Raw genomic sequence first — 21,692 nt, 5'->3', positions numbered from 1 at the left:
CGAGTACTTCAAACGATGTTGCCTCTGGTTTTAAACTTTTTCTTGCCAAGTTTTTGCACCATTATTTCGCTACAAGGTCAAGATTACAGGATTTCCGCTCTTCTCTAGTAAGTTTTGCCACGCTAGGCAAAAACAATGCGAGCTTGTTCACAGGACATCTGCTTAACTTGATCTGCAAATGTTCTAAGGCTAAATTCTTGTTCTAAAGATAATTCGATGGGTTGATTCATCACTTTTATTACTTACTCTTTTATTTGGGTTTGCTTAATATAAGCAAATATTGCCTTATCTAAATAAATGTTACGATAGTTTTACAAAAAGCAAAGGGGTGCCGACCGTACTAACTAGGTTAGAAATGCCGTATCTGCTGCTAAAAAGCTTGATATCACTCCATTGTGGCAACCCAAGTAAAAACCTAAGTTCTAAAGTTTCTTAACTAAGAGGTTTTTAAAAGCATTTTTCGCCTCTGCTTGCGGCTGGCGATCGCTCAAAAGAAGAGATGGGCAACACTTTGGGTAAGAGTGGTGAGCGTCGCGGCGTGATGCTGGAGTTTGAGGATCTTGACCCTTAATAACGCCTACCGCTGTGTGATTGCCTAAACAATGCTTTATAGCCAAAAACAGAGGGGATTAATTGATAATCTAGTAGGATATCCCGGAAAATCAGACCACCAAAAGGGTGCATCTTTAGACATAGAAGAATGGGCAGATGTGAAAACTCTGATGACCACTCATGGATGGGAATGGACTTATGGCAACAAAGATGCAATACACTTTGATTGCACATCTGATGAAATCAGGGATATCCGCCCCGATTCCATCAAAGACAAAGATGTAAATATTCTTACCATTGACCGTGACTTACTTGATTCCACGATGAATGCCAACACCTTTGGCGCAATTCGGATGGTGCAAGCATTTTTACCCCTGTTGGAAAAATCCCTTGAAGAACCGAGTTGTTAACGTTTCAAGCGGATATGGAGCATTAGAAGGCTTGTCTTACTCCCGTCCCAAGTTACTGCCTATCAAAGCTGACATTAAATGGTGCAACAATTATGCTGGCACAAGCTCTACAATCTTTTGGGATTGTTGTCAATTCCATTTGTCCAGGGTCAGTAGATCACAAACTTTTTCCCAAAGGGCGATCGCCCTTTGGGAAAAAGTTTGTGATCTACTGAATGTGGCGTTCATTGCATGTAATTGTCTGTGAAGCGAGGAAAGCAGGATTGGAATTACCTCATTCGTTAGCCTGGCATAGCTTACGTAAGTCCTTTGCCACTAACTTTATGGAACAGAATCCCGATAAAATCTGGGTGCTGATGGACATGATGGGACATAGAAATCCAAGTACTCTCCACTGCTATGTCAAACATAGTCGCTCGTACTATGACCGAGTTATCGATAGTATTGTTAAAAATTTGATACCTAATACAACTAACGCATAAGGAGAATGCTCATGCCTATCGTGTGGAACCTGAAGAAGTGGCTAGCTATTGAACGAGATATTTACCGTCCATCAGAACTTCAGGCACTACTTGCTTCTAAAGCTGGAGTTCAACTTTCCTTGCAGGCAGTTTCTGCCTTAATTAATGGAAAACCTAGTGCATTAAGAATACAAACAATTCAGGCACTTTGTAACGCTTTAGACTGTAAAGTCAGTGATTTTTTTGATGTACTTCCAGACTCACCTAAAGAACTTACAAAGCAAAGCTTTGCTTCTAATCACAAACCATCTCGGCTTTATGGAGATAAGAAGCAACCAGAAAAACAGGAGAGTATTTTCCCTGATCCGCATCAATTTCCTAACCAAGGTACAAATGGGTAATGAAAATGTCTGAACTCTACTACGTATATCTGGCTTGGCAATGGAAATGTTCGATATGCACTCAAGCAGTTGATTTTGACCCACATCAGCGTCAGCCACCTGAAGTTTGTTTGGGTTGTTCTTCTCTCCATTGCTTTACCCAAACCAGTCGGTACAGTCACAATACTATTCGTCAGCACTGTAGTAAATTATTTGTTTTCTTTGAATGGGCTTTAAACAATAAGTTGACGCTGATAAACCCTGTCAAGCATAAAGTTCCAGCACTAACTCCAACTATCAAACATTACCCACTAGAAATAATTCCTCATCTGTGTGAGTATATATCTGCTCCCAGTGCAGAACCATTAGAAGCCTTGGTTTTATATCTGATTATCTTTCATGCACTTTCAGTTTGGGAACTTCAACATGCTGAAATCCCGACTGTGCTTTCTTTACAAAAAAACATTATACCCCTGAGTCTTCCGGATACTTACTATATCATCGTACCTAGACCCAAACCTTCACGAGGCAGTCGAACTCCAGGTCGTCCTAGCACTCGCTTAGATTTCCCCGCGGCTGCCTCCTCTTGGCTCAAACCCTTGTTAGAACAGTTTGAAGCTCAACGGCAGCAGATGCTTAAAAATAACCATAATCGATATTTAATTCTTACTTCACAATCAGCTCACCGTACAACACGAGCCAGCCAAGCCTTTATTCAGCAAATTATCTCTCAAGCTTCTTTACGTCTTTTAGGATCTCATTGCGATTGCAATACACTCCGAAAAACTGCGGCTGTTATGTTTGCTGATCAGGGTGGTGCTGGAACTTTACGCTGGCTAGGCTGGGAGTATCAGCAAGCATTCGCCTACTCTTGGGTACAGCAAGAAATTGTTTACCCCAAGCCATTTGAAACAGCCAGTCGTGTTGAGTTTTAGGCTGAGTGTACTGGTTTATGCAAGATCATCCGTGAAACGTCACTTTTTCCACACTTGCCACTCAAACGCCATATAAGATCACAGCATATTTGACTTTATCACCACTCACCAGTGGTGTCAAAACTCGGTCGGTTAATTTTACGATTTAGGCAAATGATTATTAACTTTGCCAAAATCTAATGTTTTTTAGATCAGGAACAAATGCCAAGAAGAACTTAAAACCCTAGAGAAAATGCTGGAGCCAAGTGCCGGAACTGGTCTATTGGCACAAATGGCTAAACTGCACGGTGCAAGTATGATGCTCAACGAGCTTGCACCCGATAGATCGAAGATTCTGCGTCGGTTGTTTCCCGGCACTCCACTATTTTCCGTGAACGCCGAACAAATCAACGATTATTTAGCAGGACAGACCAAGCCATCCGTAGTGCTGATGAACCCCCCGTTTTCAGCATCGCCCAATGTGCGCTCGCGCAATAGTCAAGCAACAGCTCGTCACGTTAATTCGGCATTACAACGGTTGGTAGATGGTGGACGGTTGGTTGCACTGACTGCCAACTGGTTCGAGCCGAAAAACCCCGACTGGCAGCAAACGTTTATTGAGATGCAACAGGACGCAACAGTTGTGCTTTCGGTAGGTGTCAGTGGTAAAGCTTATGCCAAACATGGGACAACCATCGACACCCGGCTGACGGTCATTGACAAGGTAAAAGCTCCTAGTTGTGATGAGTTCAACTGTATAACAGAGACACTGGACTTAGCTCAACTGGTAACGCTGATTAAGCAATTGCCAGTTAGACCACTATGGCAAGAGTTGAAAGTTGGCGATGCCTGCGGCAACCCTAAGAGGGAACGCACAATTAAAGAGAAAACCCAGGTCAAACAGCGTGTTAAATTAAGCGTCGTTTCAAAAGAAAGCTCGGCAACGCAATATATAGATGTTGTACCGCTTGAGTATGAGGTAGTCGAATGGGCTGCATTAGATACACTCAAAGATTCACTCTACGAAACTTACCGCCCACAACGAGTTAGGATTCATAGGGCAAAACCTCATCCCTCACTCCTGTGCGAAAGTGCAGCCCTGGCGCTCGTACCGCCACCAGTTCCTACATATAAACCTTTGCTACCGTCTTTTGTTGTGCTAGACGGACTCTTGTCCGAGGCACAACTGGAAAGTGTGATTTATGCAGGTCTTGCACATTCAGAACTGCTCAGTGGTTCGTACTTAGTTGACGATAGCTTTGATAACGTCACAGTTGCCGGATCGTGATGGTTCTCCTATAATATCACAAACAGCCCTCTTCCTCAGGGAACAACTCATAGACAAACTAGCGAGTCTTGACCCGATACCGGGAGCTTTAGAGCAATTACTTTGGTATTTTGGACACGACAAAGTTGCTGAGGTAACAGGTCGTAACAAACGAGTCCTAAAAGATGATTCAGGGCGCTTGTTTGTGGATTCAAGGGGGAATGGGGCGAATATCGCTGAAACAGCCGCATTTATGGCTCTGGAAAAGCGAATTTTAATCTTCAGTGATGCAGGTGGCACGGGACGCAGTTATCACGCTGATTTGAATGCTATTAATCGGCTCAGGCGAGTTCACTACTTGCTAGAAGCTGGCTGGAGAGCAGATAGCGCAATTCAGGGATTAGGGCGATCGCACCGCACGAATCAAGCCTCTGCGCCGATTTTCCGTCCGGTGTCAACGAATGTGATTGGTGAACGTCGGTTCATCTCCACCATTGCTAGACGTTTGGACAGCTTGGGCGCACTTACCAAAGGACAACGGCAAACCGGAGGAAACGGTATTTTCTCAGCACAAGACAATCTCGAATCGGACTATGCTGAACGTGCTTTGTATGAGCTATTCAAGCAGATTTATCAATGCAGATTTAGCGAGGTTCCATTAGGGGTGTTTGAGTCAATCACAGGACTTAGCCTAACCTCTCATGAAGGTGGGATGAAAACTGAATTGCCTCCATTGCGTCAGTTTCTCAATCGTCTGTTGGCGTTGAAAATAGGGATGCAAAACCTAATTTTCGAGCGGTTTGAACTGCTTTTAAATCAGCAGATTGAAAGCGCCATCGCCGCTGGTGTGTATGAAATTGGAGTAGAAACTATTCGAGCAGACAAGTTAACTCTTGTTAGCAAAGAAGAGGTTTATACCCATTCTACAGGCAGCGTTACTCATTACTTGAAAATCGAGCGGCTCCAGAAGAATAACATTAGAAATGCTGCTCAAACGATTGATTTCTGTAATTTGCATCATGGTCGATTGATGGTGAATAAAACGGATGGTAACGGCGCTGTTTGTATCCCGACAACTAGCGTATTTGATGATGAAGGCGGGGTAATTCCAAGAGTCTTGCTAGTACGTCCTCAAAAAGATTTTCGCGTTGCTAAACAAAAATTGCAACAGTCATCGACTTGGAGAGAAGTTGAGGAGCAAGAATTCATCACCGCCTGGTCGAAAGAGGTAGAGAGATTGCCTCAGTTTATCACTGATTTCATTCATCTTGTTACTGGCACTCTCTTGCCAATTTGGAAAACGCTTCCATGCAAAAATAGTCGAGTTTATCGGCTGCAATTAAGCAATGGCGATCAAGTTTTAGGGCGAGTAGTAAGCGCTCAAGATATTCAGGCTGTTACTGAACAACTTGGTATTAAGAATAAGCTATTAAGCCCAGAGGAATTGATTACTCTTGTACTTAACGAGCGGTACTCACAAAAGTTACCTAGAGGAGTTACATTACGAAGCTCATTGATTGCAAATGAACGACGTATTGAGTTAACTGATGCTCTATCTGTAGTGGACAAACTTGTTGCTGTTGGTTGTTTCACTGAAATTATCCAGTGGCAGAAGCGAGTTTTCATTCCGGTTTCAGACAAAGCATCAGCTATTCTAGCGGCTGTGATTGAAATTTTGGGCTAATTCCCAACCTAAAAGACCCAGGCATTTAATCTGGGTCTTTTTTACTCTCAGAAAAATTAATAATCACCTTTAAATGCTTAAAATAAATGAATTCAGCCTATTGTTTACTTAACAGCTTCCCGTAGCCGTTCCAAGTCGCGCATCGGTGGTGTGCCTTTTAGGTTAGCAAGTCTTTGATTGGTTCCTTGCTCTAGCAGAGTTATTTACTTTATGAGAGTTTTTATGGCTATTTGTGCTGCTGACCCAAAACGTTTTGGGTCATTCAATAGCTTAAGCATCCATAGCTCATTGACACCTAATAATGAGATAAAGCGTACTAATACAACATGCAATTTCAACAACCGGAGTCAAGTACAAGCCTGGTGATCGCACTACTAATGATTTTTTAGTTGTGATTATAATGTCTTAGCTGACAGGCTGATGCCACGAGATTATTTTATCAAAAATGTTAAAAATACTTTTTTATTAAGTAATGCCGCAGTCTTCAAAATAGATAAGTTGACAGTTAAAATACGATTGTTCCACAGTCCGGGTAAGTTCAGTTCAACACAGGTGTCTGCGACAAACCAGTGGGACGCGTGATATTGGAGTGTTGGCACTGTCAACAGGGAATAAGAGCGCGAGTTTACTGGAGAGCCAGTAATGGGAGAATATAAAGGCCGTCCTTCACTAATTCAGGTGAAAGTCCAATGTCCTAATTGTGAGCAGACGGCTATCAGATTCGTTGAAACCGATGTCAAACATTCACACGTTGCAAAAAATTTTGACTGCGGGTTTTGATAACGGTTACGGAAGCCTTAAACTTTTAGTCGATGGCTTTGAAGTAGTTCGTGTGCCCAGCTATTTTTCCACTGCCGAGCAGCGATCGCTTACGGTCGTTCATGTCAGCACAAAGTTATTCTTCCTCCTCCTCGTCATATTCATAATCTGCATAGTTTTTGCCGTGTTGTTCGTACCAGAGGCGTTCTTCCTCTTGAGCCGCCTCTCGCTGTATCCTTTTCCTTTGTGCCATCTCTGCTTCTAGGATTTCTTGCTCTAATTTCTCCTTCTCAAACCTTTCTCTCAGAAGCCTTTCTCGCTCTTGGGTTTCTTCCTCTACCCTCTCCCTCTCAAGTCTGATTAATCGCTGCTCAACTCGTCCACAGTAAAAATCTAATGCTTTACCCGTCGCGGCTCCGGTACAGGTACCACCCACTAGAAAGATGAGTCCGGTTTTCCAGCCTTCAATCGGGCCACCGCTCCATTGCAAACTTTTTTGATTGAACCACACCAGCACAGAGAAGACAGAAATTCCAACTACTGTATTGATCAGAGCAAAAATTCTTGGTGTCATTTCAGTCTGTCGCAGCATCAGCCACTGTCCCAGCCAGAGTATTGCACCAAAAACCACCGCAGCGATCGCACTCATGACAATATGATCTGGATATCTGAACGGATCTAGTGTCATGTTAATAATCAATGGCACAAATATCAGCGCACAGAGCAAAAAGCCAATGAATAGGCCAGCAACACTTATCAGGCTCCAGTAGCGACCGAGATAACCAAGGCGGAATTCCAATATCCACTCAAGGAATGGAAGCATTGTGATGTAAAATGCGATTCCTGCACTGACTTAAATCTTGCATTGGCAGTTGTTTTACCTTTGTATTTAGCGTATTTGGCACAGTATGCCATTAGCGGCAACGGACAAGGAAAGATACTAAGCTAAGACGAATTGAAGCGATTATTACTGAAAGGTTTCTCACTAAACGCGATCGCCTGGGCATGGGGAGTTATGCCATCGCGCTCTGGAAAAGGATTTGTCTTTTCACTGGTTGTCGCGTATCAGAAGCGCTAGCACTCCAGACGACTGATATCAAATCTGGTGCTATCACTTAGAGCAAGTCTACCACCAAAGGCAAGCATAAAACCCGGATTGTGGACATCCCACCAGGGCTAGCCGCAATGCTGGGCGAATACCAACTAATACCGGGGGCAATGTTTCCCGGTATGCGCGGTGTAACTGAACGTCTGACCCCGATTCATGGCAGACAAGATTTTACGGGATGCCTGTAAACGGATTGGAGTAGAGGGAGTTAGCACCCATTCGTTTAGGCGAACTGCCAGAGCGCAGATGTCCAGCGCCGGGATACCTCCCTTGAACTATTCAAGAAATTTCTGGACACAGCGACCTCTTGACTTTGCAGCGTTATCTGGAGGTCACGCCAGAGCAAAAGCGTCAGGCTGTTTCGGTGATTGGGTTTTAGTGTTGGTTTGCTCAAAAGTCGGGATTTGAGCATTAGACGACATTTCTACAAAAGCTGAAAACACAAAAATTTAAATTATTTAGCGACTTACAAAAAAGGTATATTTTTCTTTATTCGGTATCTGTGCTTCAAGCTGATATTACAAGATAGATTATTGATTAGAGAAATCACTTAAAAAATACATTTGATTAAATTGATTTTTTGCTTGTTCAATCCTAATTTTAGCTAATTCATAAGCCTGATTTCTAATATAGTCTAAATAACCTTTTTTAGCATCAATACCTGATATATATCTAAAATTATTATCTGCTGATGCAATTTTCATTACTTCAACTGAAGCCGGAATTGTATTACCTCTTAATAACTGATAATAAAAAGTTTGATAAGCTATTAAACCTTCGTTAAATCCTAATTGATTGTCATTACCTATTAAAATACCAAAAGTTTCTTCGTCATCAATATTCATAGCCATTCGACATCCCGAAAAACCATAACAAGTACACATACAAATAATTAAATCATTTGACATTAATTTTATTAAGAAAGATAGTCCTTCTCTCAACTCCGCCCAAGTTATAAATTCACCATTAGAAAACTCTATACAGTGTTCATTACCGTGCATACTAAAGTGAAGAATAGGAAATGCTTTCTTATTCAAACAAGTCTCACAAAGGTTTAAAGTAATTGCACTATCAAACTCACTTTTACTATTTACATATATATATTCACAATTAATATCGATAAAATCTAAAGATTGTGCTAACACCTGACCTAACGCCAAATTTTTACGATTTCTAATATCTTCTGGTCGTAATGATTCAATAATATAAACGAAAAGTTGCATTTTTGTTGTCTCCTTAACAATAAAAATCAAAAAATAAACTATATTTTAGGGTAGAACTGTATTAAAAGCTTACAGTTAGCAGTTTTTATTGCTGAGGAAAAATTCTTAAAAGCTGTAACAGTATAGCTTCTAAACTTTGTAATGCAGCATTGCTGGTACGTTGATGCTCTAAAAAATTCTGTTGATGTCTTTCATAGCTTTGTTCATGCTGTTCATGACTATCGCGTAATTCAAGTAAAACATCATCCAGTACACCACTACGAGCTAGGACAGTATTAACGTTACTGGTAAGCTCTGCTATGTTGTCACTCAAATTATCCAGCTTTGTAGTCAGTTCAGAAATGGCAGTAGTGTTTACTTCCTGTTTTGCAGTTAATCCAGCAATAGCAGTAGTGTTTACCTCTTGTTGTGTCGCTACTCTGACTAAAATTGCTTCGATAAGTTCTAATCGGCTTGGTTGGTTTGGTGTGTTTGTCATGGTATTTTCTAGTTTCCTGCCTCTATTCTAAAAACTCTACACCATTGCATTAGCTGTGAATCTATTGTTTATCAAGGTACTCGGCAACGGTATCTGTTGCTTAAATCCCCTTCACCACCGAGCGCGAACGCTCTTATTGACTAATCTGGGACTGAATGCCTTACAGTGCTAGCATACAGTTCCCTTTTTGGCACGGTAACGCCTATTTTACACAAGTTTCTGGGCGATGGCTCAAGCGCCACTTTAAGAGCGATCGCTTTGCGAAAAAGAAAGTGAAAATTCTTGAACCGATACATCCAGATGAATCAAAAACAATTAGAAGACTCCATTTTTGAAGCTGTTTCTGACGGTCTTCTGTTGTTTGCCTTGAAGCTAAATAATAGAGAGCTATTATCCAATTACATCCGCAATTGCGAACTTGTACTGAGCGTAGCCGTTGGCGTAGCCTCTCGTAGAGAAGTATTGCGACTGGGCGAAAAAGCGAATTGTTTGGTCAATTGATTTGCCGTTCTATAGCTGGAGGGATTACCCCAGGCGATCGCACAACTGACTTGTTGGAAGCGGCGGCAAGGAACGCAAACACTCCTAAAATAGCGAACGATGTAATAAAAACTTGCTGTACGGATGCAAAGACCGACTTTTCTTTCTCCTTTTGGATAGCGATGCGATTGAGCTTCTGTTGATATATGGAGAAGTACAGATAATTCAAAACTTGTTCGCATAAGGCAGGGTCTTCTCCCTTTTGGACTTTTTGACACAGGAGAATTTCTAGATGTTCTCGGCGGCGATCGCTTGTAGATAAATCGCGCTCGTCCCACAGTTTTACTTGGGTTGTATCTAAAGGTCTATCAATACCTAATAAAGTCATAATTATGGCCTCACTTGATTTAGGAGTTCGTTGAGGGAACAGGTGTAATCGATAAGTCAATTACACCCTAGTGTGCTTTTTGAAAAATGGAACTCATACCTAACTCAAGAAGTTTATATACACCCTCTAAAAAGAACTAGCTACGTTAGTACTGAAAAAATCGGTACTGGAGTAGCTAGTAAAGTTAACGTGAGTTCGACGGTTATAAAAAGCCAAAAAGCTTGCTAGATATAAAGCGTGAGAAATCCGGGTAAAGAGCGATCGCTAAGATTGATTGAGAATGGAGAAAAAAGTCACAAAAAAACGCCGAGACTAAAAATATCAGTTTAACTTTTTGGTCAATCTGATGGCTGATTTGGCTGCTTACACCTATTTGCCTAATAAACCGTCGATTGACATTTATCCAAAAGATTTGCCTGCACTGCCTCCTGCCATTTTTTAGTTCGTCGAACTCACGTTAAATAACCTGAGATTGATTATTCAACCCTATATTTTTTACTGTTTAATTCGACCTTGGCTAACAGTATTTAACATTCCTGGTATGAAACGTTGCTTTTTGAAATTAATCAACTTCATGAATGATTTTCGGGCTGATCCGGTCAGTTTTCCTCTTGCTAGTTGAATATTTTACTGATTTTTCTCTTCCTAAAGTAACAAAAGAGGGTTTATAGAGGGAAAATGCTTACTTAAGAATGAAGCGACGGGTAGTTCTTGAACCCATCCCACTAATAAAACTCTTTGAATCCAAATATGAATAGAAGCAAGATCAAGAAATGCATCAAAATATACTTTTTGACGTTCCCAGCGAACAACTAAACGACGGTATTTACGTTGATACCAAGCAAAACAACGTTCTTGCTGGTATCTCGTGACAGATATCTTAATGGGTCTACCTTTATTTTTCTTACTTTTCCAAACCCTTTTTGGTATTTGGGGTCGAATCCCCCGTTTGCGTAGACTCGCACGTTGTTGTTTCGAGTCATACCCCTTATCGGCAGCCAAGACTCTAACTCGTTTACGTGGCCTACCGCGTTTCAAGGTTTTTAATTTGACTTTATTCGAGTATTGGTAATACCTGTTCCCTCTCGTTACCGTTAGCAGCAGTTGTTGAATTAGAGAGCGGCATTCCATTACCCTCTGTAAGGGTGTGGATAAGAATACCTTTCCCTTTCCCACCATACGCAACTTCTTCACCTCCTCCTTTTCCAGGGGGAAAAAGAGCCGTCTACAGCCCCAAAATCCCAGTTTATCAGTCCTTTCTCATCAGCGATCACTAATATACGTGCTTGTATGTATTCAAATGTTCCATTGTCACGCCATCGCTTTAGCCATCGATGCGATGAGCTTTTCGATGCCCACACATCACCATGTGGTAAGTCACACCATCGACACCCTGTAATCAAAATGTACAACAGACTATTTAATACATAACGATATGGTGCATGAGGCATTCCTTTACCACGTTTGGATGCCTCCTCAGAAAATATATCTTCAAACAACTTCCATTCTAGGTCGCTCAGTCCTTCAAAACGTCCAGCCATAGAGTGATACACCCTTCTCAAATGAGGAATAGATTATCACATTTTCATATTAGTGGGATAGGTTCTTGTGATTGCTGAGGATGAGTGCTGCATTTACGCCCGCCGCAGGCATCGCTGTTGAACTACGATTTTCTTCTCTACGAGATGCGCTAACGTGAAGGGTTGAATTTGTCACCCTGTAATACCAAAGTAACTCTGGAAAACTTCCTTTTAGAAAATCTGGATAATCTGCCAGCAACTTCTTCAACACCTGCACTCGGCAATATTCTATTTGATGGGCTATAATAACACCCTTAACGGTGGTAATGGCGATGATAGCTTGAGTGCTTACGATTCAAGCGATAGCCTGCTTTTTGGCAATGATGGCAATGATTCTCTCTACGGGGGCGGTGATGCTAGAAATAATACCCTTCGATGTTCCCAGTAGGAGCTTAATTTGGGGTCGTCAGGGGATGACGTGCCTTTAACTTTGACGTGCCTGACAATTTCTGTCTGCTGGTGTCTAAGTAAGAGGCTATTTATAAAGTAAATCTAAAGAGAAAGAATAAGGCTTAAGTCCAAGGGTAAGATACAAAGAGTCAGTACATTTACGTAGATACAATGCCTCGCCAGCCATATTCTACTGACCTCAGTGACGCAGAATGGGCAATCCTTGCCTGTTTGATTCTAGCAGCTTTCATTAGGTGGACACCCCCGTACTACCGATATGCGAGAAGTCTGTAACGCCATTTATTACCACTTGAAAACAGGATGTCAATGGGATATGTTGCCAAGGGATTTTCCACCCAGTTCAACCGTTTACAGTTATTACCGCAGGTGGCAAAGACGAGGTATCTGGGCAGGGCAAACGCATCTAAATTACTCTTGATCACAACGAAGGTTAAAAACCAACGAAAAAATCTTTCCTTTCGCGTTTGATTATTTTTTAAGCCCCAAAGCAATCGCCTAAATTTTTCGCAATAAGCAAGAGTTAATGACATTATTTTCCACTCTATTGAGAATAGACTTTGCTTATTGACATGATGCGGCCGCCCTGTCATGAAGGAGTATGGAATTTAGTTCGGGAGTTTGCGTAGGCGAAGCCCGTCGTAGACATCGCCAACCAAAGATGGGAAATTTTAGATTGGTTTCAACGATAAAGAAAATCTCTATAAAGTTGGTGGTTCCTTAAAGCGGCTGAAAAAAGCTGAAGTGCTATTGTGGCAAGGGCAGGTAGAAGCAACCCAGGCTTTGTTTACCAATTCTAAAGGTAAGCAGGCACAGAATTTTTGTGCTTATCTAGAGCGCCATCGCCAAAGAATTGTCAACTACAGCTATTGCCAAGCTGAACAAGTCTGTTCTGTAGGTTCTGGAGCAGTGGAATCTGCTATTAAGCTTCTTGGTAAAAGGATTAAAATTTCTGGAGCGCAGTGGAAAGTTGACAACGTTAATTCAGTACTTTCTGTTCGTTGTGCTTACCTCAACGGAACACTCGCTATTTGATGTTTTCGCCAAAGAGGGATGCTCCCTTTACAAACAGCCTCTTAGACACCATCTTATAAACCTATGATTGATTATAAATACCAAGTCGGTGGAAGTTTGACAGTTAATGCACCTAGTTATGTGCGAAGACAAGCAGATTACCTGCTTTATGAGGCTCTTAAGCAGGGAGAGTTTTGCTATATATTAAACTCTCGACAAATGGGTAAATCCTCTCTGCTTGCAAGTACAAAACATCGCTTGGAACAAGAAGGATTTAAATGCAGTACCATTGATATGTCGATTATTGGTACTTCCCATGTCACCCCACTCCAGTGGTATAAAAGTGTAGTTGGTGATTTATGGTTAGGTTTTAATTTATTAAATAAAATCAACTTAAAAAGTTGGTGGCGTGAACAAGAAGATATATCTTTACTGGAAAGATTAAGGTGGTTTATTGAGGAATTATTACAGCTTCATTTTCCTGACAAACGATTATTTATCTTTGTTGATGAAATTGATAGTATTCTGAGTTTAGATTTCTCAGTTGATGATTTTTTTGCATTGATTCGGTTTTGCTATAATCAACGAGCAATCAATCCTGAATATAAACGTATTACCTTTGCTATTTTCGGAGTTGCAACTCCATTAGATTTGATTCAAGATAAAAGACGTACACCATTTAATATTGGTAAATCAATAGAAATTCAGGGTTTTAAGCTACAAGAAACTATTCCTTTAACAAAAGGATTGGAAGGAAAAGTAGCAAATCCAAAACTTATTTTAAAAGAGATATTAGTTTGGACTGGTGGACAACCATTTCTTACTCAAAAGCTATGTCAAATTGTGGCAAATGAACAATGTAAAAATAGAGATAAATCACTAATAAATAATTCTCAATTATTTGTTAGTGATTTAGTTAGGTCACATATTATAAATAATTGGGAGTTTCAAGATGAACCGGAACACTTAAGAACTATAAGCTCGCATCTTCTAAATAACGAGCAAACGGCAGGAAGATTATTAGGAGTTTATCAGCAAATTTTAATAGGTGAAGAAGTCACAATTGATGATATTAGAGAAAAAAATGAGTTGATTTTATCGGGATTGGTTATCATATTTCAAGGAAAAACTCAAATAAAAAATAAAATCTATCAAGCTATATTTAATTTAGATTGGGTTGCTAAAAAGCTAGAAAATTTACGTCCATATTCTCAAAACCTCAAAAATTGGGTTGATAGCAATCAGCAAGATAGCACTCAATTATTAAGAGATATGAGATTAAAAGAAGCAATAGCTTGGTCAGAAAATAAAAAGCTTTCTAATATAGATTATCGGTTTCTTGCTACTAGTCAGCAGTTGGATAAACAAGAAATTGAAATGAATTTAAACGCCGAAAAAATTGAATTAGAAAAAGCACAGTTTACTCTGACAGCTGCGAAGGAAGCAAATCGGATTTTGAACCAAGCCCGAAAAGCTGCTAAATTAAATGCTGTATTACACTTTGGTAAACCGTGTATTGTCAGCTTTGCAATTGGTATTACTAGTTTTATTATCCTGCTACGCTTCATTGGTTTATTGCAGGGAATGGAATGGAATATGTTTGATAGCTTTTTGCAACAACGACCCCAAGCAGGAATTGATTCTCGTGTTGTTGTAATTACAATTGATGAACCAGATTTACAAAAAATAGGACAATACCCCATACCTGATAATATTTTGGTTAAAGCGCTCAACAAATTGAAAACTTATCAACCTAAATTAATTGGGTTGGATTTATATCGAGATTTGCCAGTAGAACCGGGGTATCAAGAATTAGTAGAATTGTTCAAAACTACTCCCAATCTTATTGGTATTGATAAAGTCGTAGGCACTAAGGTTGCACCACCAAGAGTATTAGCCCAATTAAGCCAGGTGGGTTTTAGTGACCAAGTATTGGATGGAGATGGTAAGGTACGTCGTGCCTTATTGACAGTGCGTTCATCGCAGACGTTGGCGGAGCAAAACGCTCTCTACGAGACGCTGCACGAACGCGGACTTGCTACCGCTACGCTATCGCCAAAAAATCAATTACGCCAGAGTTTGGGTTTACAATTAGCATTACAATACTTAAAAACTGTTGGCATCACTCCCCATCCTCATCTTCAAAATCGCCATCATATCCAGCTTGGCAAAGCCTTAATAATACCCTTGCAACCTTTTGACGGAGGCTATGTTTGGGCTGATACTGGAGGTTATCAAATTTTACTTAGTTATCACGGCACAGAACAAAATTTTCAAAGCTTCTCCATCACAGATTTGTTGCAAGAACGGATACCAAAAGAAAAAATCCAAAATCGTGTTGTTTTAATTGGTGCAACAGCTGAAAGTATTAATGACTTGTTTCAAACACCTTATAACAATCGGCTATTTGGGTCATCAAAACAAATGGCAGGAGTATTTATTCATGCTAATATTACCAGCCAAATATTAACCGCAGCGCTGCAAGGAAGAGGAATGCTGCAAACTTGGTCTGAGATATGGGAGAGCTTATGGATTTTGCTTTGGTCTGGGATAGGAACATTAATTGCTTGGCGATTAAAATCACCTAGACAATTAATGTTTGTCGTCACTAGCACTGGACTAGGATTAATCGTGTTTAGTTATCTGGCATTTTTACAAGGTTGGTGGATTCCGATTATTCCCCCATTATTGGGATTAATACTTGCTCCGATTATTCTACCTATGTTTGCAACTAAGCAGCTTGAGAAAATCCAACTCCAGCAAACTCTCAAGTTACTACTTGCGGTTGCAAAAGAGCAACCTGCTGCTGGAAAAATTGCGATTGAATATTTCAAACAAGCAGAAGGCAAAGAAAATCAGCAGTTGATAGACAAGATATTACAACAGGATGATTGACCAAATAATTCGTAATTAATTACGAATTATTTTAATTGGGTATTCTTGGGTTCAGCTTTCTTAGCTTTCTCTATAATCATGAGCATTTCATACCAGTATCCTCTCTGTGCGTACCAGTTTGCTTGACCGATGGTGGTCAACTGGCTCAACTCCCTATCTACTTTAGTGGTTTTTGCAACTCGTTGTACCCAACCTTTAAATATAGGATCGTCTGGTTGCACAGTTTTTCCACAGACAACTACCAATGACCATTCGTAATTTTTACCTATGGTTAGCGGCGTTTTTTCTTTGGGTTGAGTGAAGCTAACAATCCCTCCACTAGCAGTAATAGGTAAAAAAGTTCTTTCATAATAGTTACCCGTTTCATCTCTAAAGGTCAGCACAACCTTCTGTGCTGAAGTTTTGGGTAAGGAAATGAATACGGGAGGATGATCTTGGAAGGTTAACCCAAAGTTACGCTTTGGCATCAAAGGTCTAATGGGCTGTTCATTCTCAGAACACCTCAGGCCATCACGAGAACCTGCACCAACAGTTTCACTTTTTGGTTCTGGCTCTCCAGGTGGTTCAAAATTCTCTTGAAAAATGAATTGCTCTGATAGGTTGGCTTTTGATGTGACTGATTCTGATTGCGCCAAACTAGGTAAAGCAAACATCAACAGTTGTAAAGATAAGCCAAGAGTGAAGAATTTAAATTGATATGAAAAATTATTTACTATCATTTTCTGAAAATTATTAATCAAGAATTCATTTGTCATTTGTCAAGGGTCAAGAGACGCGATTAATCGCGTCTGTACAAAGGTCAAAAGTTTCCCCTCCGCTCCCCCTGCTCCCTCATCCGTGAGTTAACGCCAATTTCCTACCAATACAAATGGAGACCAATAGTAAGGATGTTTGTACTGAGGAGAATTTAATAGAGATAGCTGCGCTTGACGCAGTGCTTCAGCTTTGGTGACGGCTTTTTGGGTAAGCAGACGGTAAAATTCTGCTATTAAGTCAGCAGTTGATTTGTCTTGTACTGACCAGAGGGTTGCTAGAGTACTCCTAGCACCAGAACGGACGGCAATTCCTGCTAATCCTAAAGCGGCGCGGTTGTCGCCTTTGGCAGTTTGACAAGCGCTGAGAACTAGCAGTTCAATTGGTTGGTGTGGAGCATTTTTGCTCAGTTTTGAAGATGCACCTTTTAACCATCTATCTAAATCTTTAACATTAATCCGGTCTTCCCAAGTTAAAAGAAATGTGTCTTCGGCTTTGGAGCTAAATTCTCCGTGGGTGGCAAGATGAACTATAGAAAAGGGAACTTCTTCTATTTGTTTTTGGACGTTGGCGCGGGTAAATTTTTCATTTAGTAGTATCTTTGCATGGACATAGTTTGTAATTTGTTTAATTTCTTGTTTGACTCCAGGTAACTCTGCAAAGCCTTGCCGTGCTTCTGCTAAACCGGCAGTTAAGGCTTGAAATTGTTGGTTAGGAAGATGCCGAGACTCTAATAGTTGTAAACCAGGAGTCAATGCTATGCTGTACTTTTGGATAATAAACTGTTGGCGATCGTGCAAAACTGCCATTGGTACACTGCGTAAAAAACCATCCAAGACAAACACTAAAGTTTTAATCTTCTGAAGTTCTATCTCTTTTTCGGCAGGACGCAACAACCAATCATATAATTTTTGGGCAGAAGGTAGTACCTCGTCAGGCAAGAAAGCAGGGTTTAAAGACTGGCGCAGTTCATCAAAAACCTCTGATTCCTCTTTTGAGGAAAGGTTTGTTCCATAATGTTGCAAAGGTTGTCCAGGAAGAGAAACAACTACCTCCAAGCGACGTTCTAGCAAAATTGGGTAAATGACTGCGGCTTTTAAATCAATTTTATCGATGGGTTGGGGTTTATAAGTTAAGCAGGCTTCGCGGAAGAAGTTTTCTAACTCTGCTAATTGCAGTGCTTCAATTGTTTTGCGGGATTTATCTAAGCGTTGTAGCTTGATGGTTTGGGGCAAGTTATCTACATTTTGCAAAAGTAATTGTACTAACTGCCGATACACTGGTTCAACTTCGTCGCGGAAAGAAAACTGCACGTCAGGATTCGTTTGTAGTAAATCTTGACGCAGAGATGTTAGGGAATCAACAGCTTGTTCATAAGCAGTAATTGCTTGCTCAATATTCCCCCTAGCTTTCTCGATTCGTCCTTGCTGCCAAAACCAATTGACAGCAATATCTTCTGCTTGCACTCCCTGTGCTAAAGTTAGTGCTGTTTGGGTAAGATTTAAGGCTTCTGAGAATTGCTGAGTTTGTTCGTAGAGATGTCCTAACTCTCCCAAAGCATAACTTTGCGCTCTTGCATCTGTTAATTCGCTGGCCTGTTTGACTGCTGTTGCCAAAAGTTGAGCAATGTCTTTTGTTTTTGATGATGACAGTTTCATCCAACTTGCTGCTAAATTAACTTGCGCGTAAATTCCCCAACGGCTAGGAGGAAGATTAGCAAGACGTTCTTGAATTTGGGGTAATAATACTAGTGCAGCTTGATTTTGCTCAGTTTTTATTAAAAGGCTGAGTTGGTTGAGAAGTGCTTCTAGTTGAGTACGTTGGCGTTCGCGTAGCGTTCCGTAGGAAAGCCCACCGTTGGCGTTCGCGTTGGCGTTCGCGTTAGCGTCTCTGAAAGAGAAGCCTCTCGTAGAGAAGGTATCGCCACCACTATTACTTGCTTGTTGATAAAATTCTAAGGCGGCTTTAAAATCTTCCCTAGCTCTAGCGGTATTCCCCAATCTTAAGAAGGTTTCCCCAATATCTGCGGTAGAATTTACAAGCTTGGCGATCGCTAAACTTTGCGATAATACTTGTTGCGATCGCTCTAAATCTCCCACGACTTGCAGAGTTACCCCCAAACTTTGTAATCCCCTGGCTTTTAGGAGATTATTAGGTAAAGCAGCAAGGTCTTGATTGATTTGTTCTAGTTGCCTTTGTGCCCGACGATACTCTCCTAAAGTTTGCAATGCTTGGGCTTGGTTAATCTGCGACAGCACAATTCCTGTTACATCCTTGAGGGAACGATAGATTTTCTCGGACTGCTGCCAAGTTTCTAAGGCTAATTCCGGTTGACCAGTGTTAAATTGAAAACTTCCTTTGGTGTTGAGAACTTGGGCGTAAAGGAAGGAATCATCCACTGTTTTTAGAATATTCTGTGCTTGGGTAATTAGCGATCGCGCTACTTCCCACTTGCCTAAATCTTGATAAACAATAGCTAAATAGTTGCAACTTAATACTTGATAGTGCTGCTCTTTACTTTGCTGAAATCTCTGGGCTGCTTGTGACCAAATTTGTGCAGCTTCTACCAACTTTCCTGAATCATAAAGTTGTTTTCCTTGTTCGAGTAGGGTGACTGGGGATTGAGTTGGGGAAATAGAATACTGGGCAGTGGCTGGTAAAACAGTTGTTATTAACAAAAAGATTAGTAAGCCTAAAATTAGGTGACGATGAATACGCATAAATGGTCATAATAATTTGCTATTTTTAATTAGTAATTTGTAATTTTGGCGTTGATTAATCATATTAAATGTGCCTAATAAGTTTAGCTGGCTAATCTTTCCAAAGAAAGGCAGAGGGCAGTTATGTAATAAGTATTAATAAAAACTTCAGTAGATATCGCCTCAAGCTTGCGGGATGGAGCGCCCATAACGCCACTGTTCTGTACTTAACCTCTCGGAAAACAATAATCGAAGTTAGAATCTGGAACTTTGATTTAACCAAGGTTTGAGACTTTATTTTCTAATATTAACTAAAATTTGTCGCCAAAACCGGAAAAGTAAAGCTCTGAATGCTTTTCAGCGATTTAGTTATGCCAGACTGATAAAATAAGGTTAAGAAGATGTTATTAGCATCCCAAAATTAGACACCATGAAAGGGTTGCACTTGGTTTCTTATGTCAATATACAATTCTTTTACTTTTTTAATACATATAATTTTTTATTAGTCAAGTAATAATATTAATATTTACCTAATTGTTATATTTATTAATACATATATTTTTTTATTAGTCAAGCATTAATATTAACAAGAGAGTTAATTTTTTTATAAAAATTGATTGTATTTTTGTTAAAGATGATTCTGTATTCGGATTTTATACTGTAATTTGTGTACAATGTTTTCATCAATGCATAAGAGTTAGTTGTTAATGAAAACTGCTTGAAGTGTCTATTACCATCAAAAAACATTAATATGCTCACCTGGAAAATAAAACGTGCATGTACAATTGCCCTTGTATGTCTCTCTTTGGCTACAACTCAAGTAAATGCGCGGGAAAGAAAAATAAAAGCTTGTCTTACAGAGTGCAAACCGCGTATGGGTATTCTCTCTGCATTTGGTGAAGAAGCAGATATTTTGTTGGCCCAAACTACTAACAAGTATCAATATAAGATCAACGGTAATATCTTTACTACAGGAAAGCTCAGAGGCAACAATGTAGTGATTGTTTTGACTGGAGTAAGCGTTGAAAATGCATCAATGGTTACTCAATTGATGATCGACCACTTCAACACTCATCACTTGCTACTCAGTGGGATTGCTGGCGGTGTGAATCCAGATTATAACGTCGGTGATGTTGTTATTCCTAAAAAATGGGCGCTGCCTTTAGAAGTCTACTGGAACCGTGATAGCAAAATTCCAACTCCCTGTGGAACGCCAGGTGACTTGTTGTGTCTTGGCTTGAAGTTGTCTACTTTTACTAGCACACCAAATTCTGATTATCAAGTGCCAACACGAAATGGTTCAGTTGGTACAGGCTTGTTTATGCGCGACACCTTTGTGAGAAACAACTCAAACTTCCCAAATGGTGAGTACAAGTTTGATTATGAAGTTGACGCAGAAATGCTGGCTGTAGCCAAAACAATTCGTCCCCAACTTGACAAATGCGGGCCGAAGCAATCAAATGTTTGTATATCAACTCAGCCACTAGTGCGGATTGGCGGTAGAGGTATAACAGCGCCAGCTTTTCTTGCTAATCCCGACTACAGAAATTATGTTTTTAAAACTATTAAGGCTGTATCGGTAGACATGGAAACTACAGCATTTGCTCACGTTGCTTATGCTAACGAAATCCCTTTCATTGCTTTCCGCAGTTTATCAGATTTAGCAGGTGGAGATGATTCGGTAGAAGTTGGTGCGTTCTTTGGAAGCGGTTTAGCTGAGAGTAACGAAGCCAAAGTGACCCTTGGCTTTTTGGAGGCTTGGTCGAAAAAGCGTGGAAACGTTGATGAATAGGAGATAAGTAGCTATATTCAGATATTGCACCTGCTTTTTCGTCTGCCAATGAATTTCTGGGCTGCAAAGCTAAAGCTTACTCGACAATACATTTGAGTCAGTTTTAACGAACTTTGGCTATGAAGCCCTGAACTTCAATAGTTCTAATCAACTTCTTAATAGCTATGTTGAAGGACGATTAGTCTACAAATAGGTAGCCCTATACAGCAGTTCGGAATTTTACTCAGGGCGATCGCATCTAAATATTGATGGGTGAAGTTTTTACTTTTAGGAAGTCCTTAACGCTACATTTGCTAATTACCAACAGCTTCAGCTTTAGGACTGGAGTTTAGACTAAAAGCGATATGAGAGAACGCAAATCAAATGGAATTAGAGATTAAAAATATTATCTTGTCAGCCTCAAAGCATCCGCGACCTTTAACAATTCTGTAGTATATCTGCTCCAGA

At 40.3% G+C, this 21,692-nt stretch carries 20 protein-coding genes and 6 pseudogenes; 16 read left to right on the top strand and 10 right to left on the bottom strand.

Annotated features, from left to right (window positions below; translation table 11 throughout):
- Positions 1–137: 137 nt before the first annotated feature.
- Positions 138–230 (bottom strand): annotated as a pseudogene (locus LC653_RS37805) (NblA/ycf18 family protein); the annotation flags it as partial.
- A 372-nt stretch (positions 231–602) separates the two neighbouring features.
- On the opposite strand from LC653_RS37805, the gene LC653_RS37800 reads away from it, so the two are divergent.
- From LC653_RS37800 to LC653_RS48320, 7 genes and pseudogenes are all read left to right on the top strand, one after another.
- Positions 603–962, top strand: a complete 360-nt coding sequence (locus LC653_RS37800) for a hypothetical protein (protein WP_229500403.1) — start codon at positions 603–605, stop codon at positions 960–962.
- A 215-nt stretch (positions 963–1,177) separates the two neighbouring features.
- The gene (locus LC653_RS37795; RefSeq protein ID WP_229500401.1) at positions 1,178–1,444 is read left to right on the top strand and encodes a tyrosine-type recombinase/integrase; all 267 of its coding nucleotides are present in this window, start codon (positions 1,178–1,180) and stop codon (positions 1,442–1,444) included.
- A gap of 11 nt (positions 1,445–1,455) precedes the next feature.
- Positions 1,456–1,824 (top strand): helix-turn-helix domain-containing protein, encoded by a 369-nt coding sequence (locus LC653_RS37790; protein ID WP_229500399.1) that lies wholly within the window; start codon positions 1,456–1,458, stop codon positions 1,822–1,824.
- A gap of 5 nt (positions 1,825–1,829) precedes the next feature.
- Positions 1,830–2,738, top strand: a complete 909-nt coding sequence (locus LC653_RS37785) for a site-specific integrase (protein WP_229500397.1) — start codon at positions 1,830–1,832, stop codon at positions 2,736–2,738.
- Positions 2,739–2,970: 232 nt separating this feature from the next.
- Entirely contained in the window at positions 2,971–4,005 is a 1,035-nt protein-coding gene (locus LC653_RS37780) for a strawberry notch-like NTP hydrolase domain-containing protein (protein ID WP_229500395.1), read from the top strand.
- On the top strand, positions 3,992–5,668 hold the full coding sequence (locus LC653_RS37775) for a strawberry notch C-terminal domain-containing protein (protein WP_229500393.1): 1,677 nt from the start codon (positions 3,992–3,994) through the stop codon (positions 5,666–5,668). Before LC653_RS37780 ends, LC653_RS37775 begins: the two co-directional genes overlap by 14 nt.
- A gap of 733 nt (positions 5,669–6,401) precedes the next feature.
- Positions 6,402–6,539: pseudogene (locus tag LC653_RS48320) on the top strand (ParM/StbA family protein); the annotation flags it as partial.
- A gap of 24 nt (positions 6,540–6,563) precedes the next feature.
- Here LC653_RS48320 and LC653_RS37770 read toward each other — a convergent pair.
- The gene (locus LC653_RS37770) at positions 6,564–7,250 is read right to left on the bottom strand and encodes a hypothetical protein (protein WP_229500392.1); all 687 of its coding nucleotides are present in this window, start codon (positions 7,248–7,250) and stop codon (positions 6,564–6,566) included.
- A gap of 441 nt (positions 7,251–7,691) precedes the next feature.
- On the opposite strand from LC653_RS37770, the gene LC653_RS37765 reads away from it, so the two are divergent.
- Complete coding sequence (locus LC653_RS37765) at positions 7,692–7,943, top strand: hypothetical protein (protein ID WP_229500390.1); 252 nt, start codon at positions 7,692–7,694, stop codon at positions 7,941–7,943.
- A 122-nt stretch (positions 7,944–8,065) separates the two neighbouring features.
- Here the strand turns inward: LC653_RS37765 and LC653_RS37760 are convergent, their stop codons facing one another.
- Together LC653_RS37760 and LC653_RS37755 are read right to left on the bottom strand one after the other, a co-directional pair.
- Positions 8,066–8,758 (bottom strand): hypothetical protein, encoded by a 693-nt coding sequence (locus tag LC653_RS37760; RefSeq protein WP_229500388.1) that lies wholly within the window; start codon positions 8,756–8,758, stop codon positions 8,066–8,068.
- Between the two features lie 85 nt (positions 8,759–8,843).
- Positions 8,844–9,236 (bottom strand): hypothetical protein, encoded by a 393-nt coding sequence (locus LC653_RS37755; RefSeq protein ID WP_229500386.1) that lies wholly within the window; start codon positions 9,234–9,236, stop codon positions 8,844–8,846.
- A gap of 300 nt (positions 9,237–9,536) precedes the next feature.
- On the opposite strand from LC653_RS37755, the gene LC653_RS37750 reads away from it, so the two are divergent.
- Positions 9,537–9,737: a hypothetical protein gene (locus LC653_RS37750; RefSeq protein ID WP_229500385.1), complete on the top strand. Its 201-nt coding sequence runs from the start codon at positions 9,537–9,539 to the stop codon at positions 9,735–9,737.
- Here the strand turns inward: LC653_RS37750 and LC653_RS37745 are convergent.
- Positions 9,730–10,104 carry a hypothetical protein gene (locus LC653_RS37745; protein WP_229500383.1) on the bottom strand — a complete coding sequence of 125 codons (375 nt, stop codon included), beginning with the start codon at positions 10,102–10,104 and terminating at the stop codon, positions 9,730–9,732. The two genes, LC653_RS37750 and LC653_RS37745, sit on opposite strands and share 8 nt — an antisense overlap.
- 325 nt (positions 10,105–10,429) lie before the next feature.
- On the opposite strand from LC653_RS37745, the pseudogene LC653_RS48060 reads away from it, so the two are divergent.
- Positions 10,430–10,546: pseudogene (locus LC653_RS48060) on the top strand (IS982 family transposase); the annotation flags it as partial.
- A gap of 15 nt (positions 10,547–10,561) precedes the next feature.
- Positions 10,562–10,726: pseudogene (locus LC653_RS48055) on the top strand (IS701 family transposase); the annotation flags it as partial.
- 23 nt (positions 10,727–10,749) lie between these two features.
- Here the strand turns inward: LC653_RS48055 and LC653_RS37740 are convergent.
- From LC653_RS37740 to LC653_RS37730, 3 genes are all read right to left on the bottom strand, one after another.
- The gene (locus tag LC653_RS37740; RefSeq protein WP_229500382.1) at positions 10,750–11,106 is read right to left on the bottom strand and encodes a transposase; all 357 of its coding nucleotides are present in this window, start codon (positions 11,104–11,106) and stop codon (positions 10,750–10,752) included.
- Between the two features lie 188 nt (positions 11,107–11,294).
- Positions 11,295–11,645, bottom strand: coding sequence for a transposase (locus LC653_RS37735; protein WP_229500380.1), 351 nt, complete (start codon positions 11,643–11,645; stop codon positions 11,295–11,297).
- Between the two features lie 49 nt (positions 11,646–11,694).
- A complete protein-coding gene (locus LC653_RS37730) occupies positions 11,695–11,895 on the bottom strand; it encodes a hypothetical protein (protein ID WP_229500379.1) in 201 nt (66 codons plus the stop codon).
- Between the two features lie 24 nt (positions 11,896–11,919).
- Between LC653_RS37730 and LC653_RS37725 the strand changes: the two genes are divergently transcribed.
- The 4 genes and pseudogenes from LC653_RS37725 (at position 11,920) to LC653_RS37710 (ending at position 16,001) form a co-directional block, all read left to right on the top strand.
- Positions 11,920–12,072, top strand: a complete 153-nt coding sequence (locus LC653_RS37725; RefSeq protein ID WP_229500377.1) for a hypothetical protein — start codon at positions 11,920–11,922, stop codon at positions 12,070–12,072.
- 173 nt (positions 12,073–12,245) lie between these two features.
- Positions 12,246–12,498 (top strand): annotated as a pseudogene (locus LC653_RS37720) (transposase); the annotation flags it as partial.
- A gap of 184 nt (positions 12,499–12,682) precedes the next feature.
- Positions 12,683–13,127 (top strand): annotated as a pseudogene (locus LC653_RS37715) (ISKra4 family transposase); the annotation flags it as partial.
- Between the two features lie 63 nt (positions 13,128–13,190).
- On the top strand, positions 13,191–16,001 hold the full coding sequence (locus tag LC653_RS37710; protein WP_229500375.1) for a CHASE2 domain-containing protein: 2,811 nt from the start codon (positions 13,191–13,193) through the stop codon (positions 15,999–16,001).
- A 26-nt stretch (positions 16,002–16,027) separates the two neighbouring features.
- On the opposite strand, the gene LC653_RS37705 is transcribed toward LC653_RS37710, so the two are convergent.
- Together LC653_RS37705 and LC653_RS37700 are read right to left on the bottom strand one after the other, a co-directional pair.
- Positions 16,028–16,756 (bottom strand): DUF928 domain-containing protein, encoded by a 729-nt coding sequence (locus LC653_RS37705; RefSeq protein ID WP_229500373.1) that lies wholly within the window; start codon positions 16,754–16,756, stop codon positions 16,028–16,030.
- Positions 16,757–16,843: 87 nt separating this feature from the next.
- On the bottom strand, positions 16,844–19,474 hold the full coding sequence (locus LC653_RS37700) for a CHAT domain-containing protein (RefSeq protein WP_229500371.1): 2,631 nt from the start codon (positions 19,472–19,474) through the stop codon (positions 16,844–16,846).
- 853 nt (positions 19,475–20,327) lie between these two features.
- Here LC653_RS37700 and LC653_RS37695 point away from each other — a divergent pair.
- Positions 20,328–21,245: a 5'-methylthioadenosine/S-adenosylhomocysteine nucleosidase gene (locus tag LC653_RS37695; RefSeq protein ID WP_229500370.1), complete on the top strand. Its 918-nt coding sequence runs from the start codon at positions 20,328–20,330 to the stop codon at positions 21,243–21,245.
- The last annotated feature ends 447 nt before the right edge of the window (positions 21,246–21,692 follow it).

The organism is Nostoc mirabile CHAB5784 (genome assembly GCF_020829645.1).
GTDB lineage: Bacteria > Cyanobacteriota > Cyanobacteriia > Cyanobacteriales > Nostocaceae > Nostoc > Nostoc mirabile.
The sequence above is the reverse complement of the archived record's forward strand: the minus strand, read 5'-3'. Positions and strand labels throughout refer to the sequence as shown.

Coding starts and splice junctions, on each gene's coding strand:
- LC653_RS37770 (WP_229500392.1), bottom strand. CDS start 7,250: ATGCTTCCATTCCTTGAGTGGATATTGGAATTCCGCCTTGGTTATCTC.
- LC653_RS37800 (WP_229500403.1), top strand. CDS start 603: ATGCTTTATAGCCAAAAACAGAGGGGATTAATTGATAATCTAGTAGGA.
- LC653_RS37780 (WP_229500395.1), top strand. CDS start 2,971: ATGCTGGAGCCAAGTGCCGGAACTGGTCTATTGGCACAAATGGCTAAA.
- LC653_RS37760 (WP_229500388.1), bottom strand. CDS start 8,758: ATGCAACTTTTCGTTTATATTATTGAATCATTACGACCAGAAGATATT.
- LC653_RS37735 (WP_229500380.1), bottom strand. CDS start 11,645: ATGGCTGGACGTTTTGAAGGACTGAGCGACCTAGAATGGAAGTTGTTT.
- LC653_RS37705 (WP_229500373.1), bottom strand. CDS start 16,756: ATGACAAATGAATTCTTGATTAATAATTTTCAGAAAATGATAGTAAAT.
- LC653_RS37765 (WP_229500390.1), top strand. CDS start 7,692: ATGGCAGACAAGATTTTACGGGATGCCTGTAAACGGATTGGAGTAGAG.
- LC653_RS37745 (WP_229500383.1), bottom strand. CDS start 10,104: ATGACTTTATTAGGTATTGATAGACCTTTAGATACAACCCAAGTAAAA.
- LC653_RS37755 (WP_229500386.1), bottom strand. CDS start 9,236: ATGACAAACACACCAAACCAACCAAGCCGATTAGAACTTATCGAAGCA.
- LC653_RS37750 (WP_229500385.1), top strand. CDS start 9,537: ATGAATCAAAAACAATTAGAAGACTCCATTTTTGAAGCTGTTTCTGAC.
- LC653_RS37710 (WP_229500375.1), top strand. CDS start 13,191: ATGATTGATTATAAATACCAAGTCGGTGGAAGTTTGACAGTTAATGCA.
- LC653_RS37790 (WP_229500399.1), top strand. CDS start 1,456: ATGCCTATCGTGTGGAACCTGAAGAAGTGGCTAGCTATTGAACGAGAT.
- LC653_RS37725 (WP_229500377.1), top strand. CDS start 11,920: ATGGGCTATAATAACACCCTTAACGGTGGTAATGGCGATGATAGCTTG.
- LC653_RS37700 (WP_229500371.1), bottom strand. CDS start 19,474: ATGCGTATTCATCGTCACCTAATTTTAGGCTTACTAATCTTTTTGTTA.
- LC653_RS37785 (WP_229500397.1), top strand. CDS start 1,830: ATGTCTGAACTCTACTACGTATATCTGGCTTGGCAATGGAAATGTTCG.
- LC653_RS37795 (WP_229500401.1), top strand. CDS start 1,178: ATGTGGCGTTCATTGCATGTAATTGTCTGTGAAGCGAGGAAAGCAGGA.
- LC653_RS37695 (WP_229500370.1), top strand. CDS start 20,328: ATGGGTATTCTCTCTGCATTTGGTGAAGAAGCAGATATTTTGTTGGCC.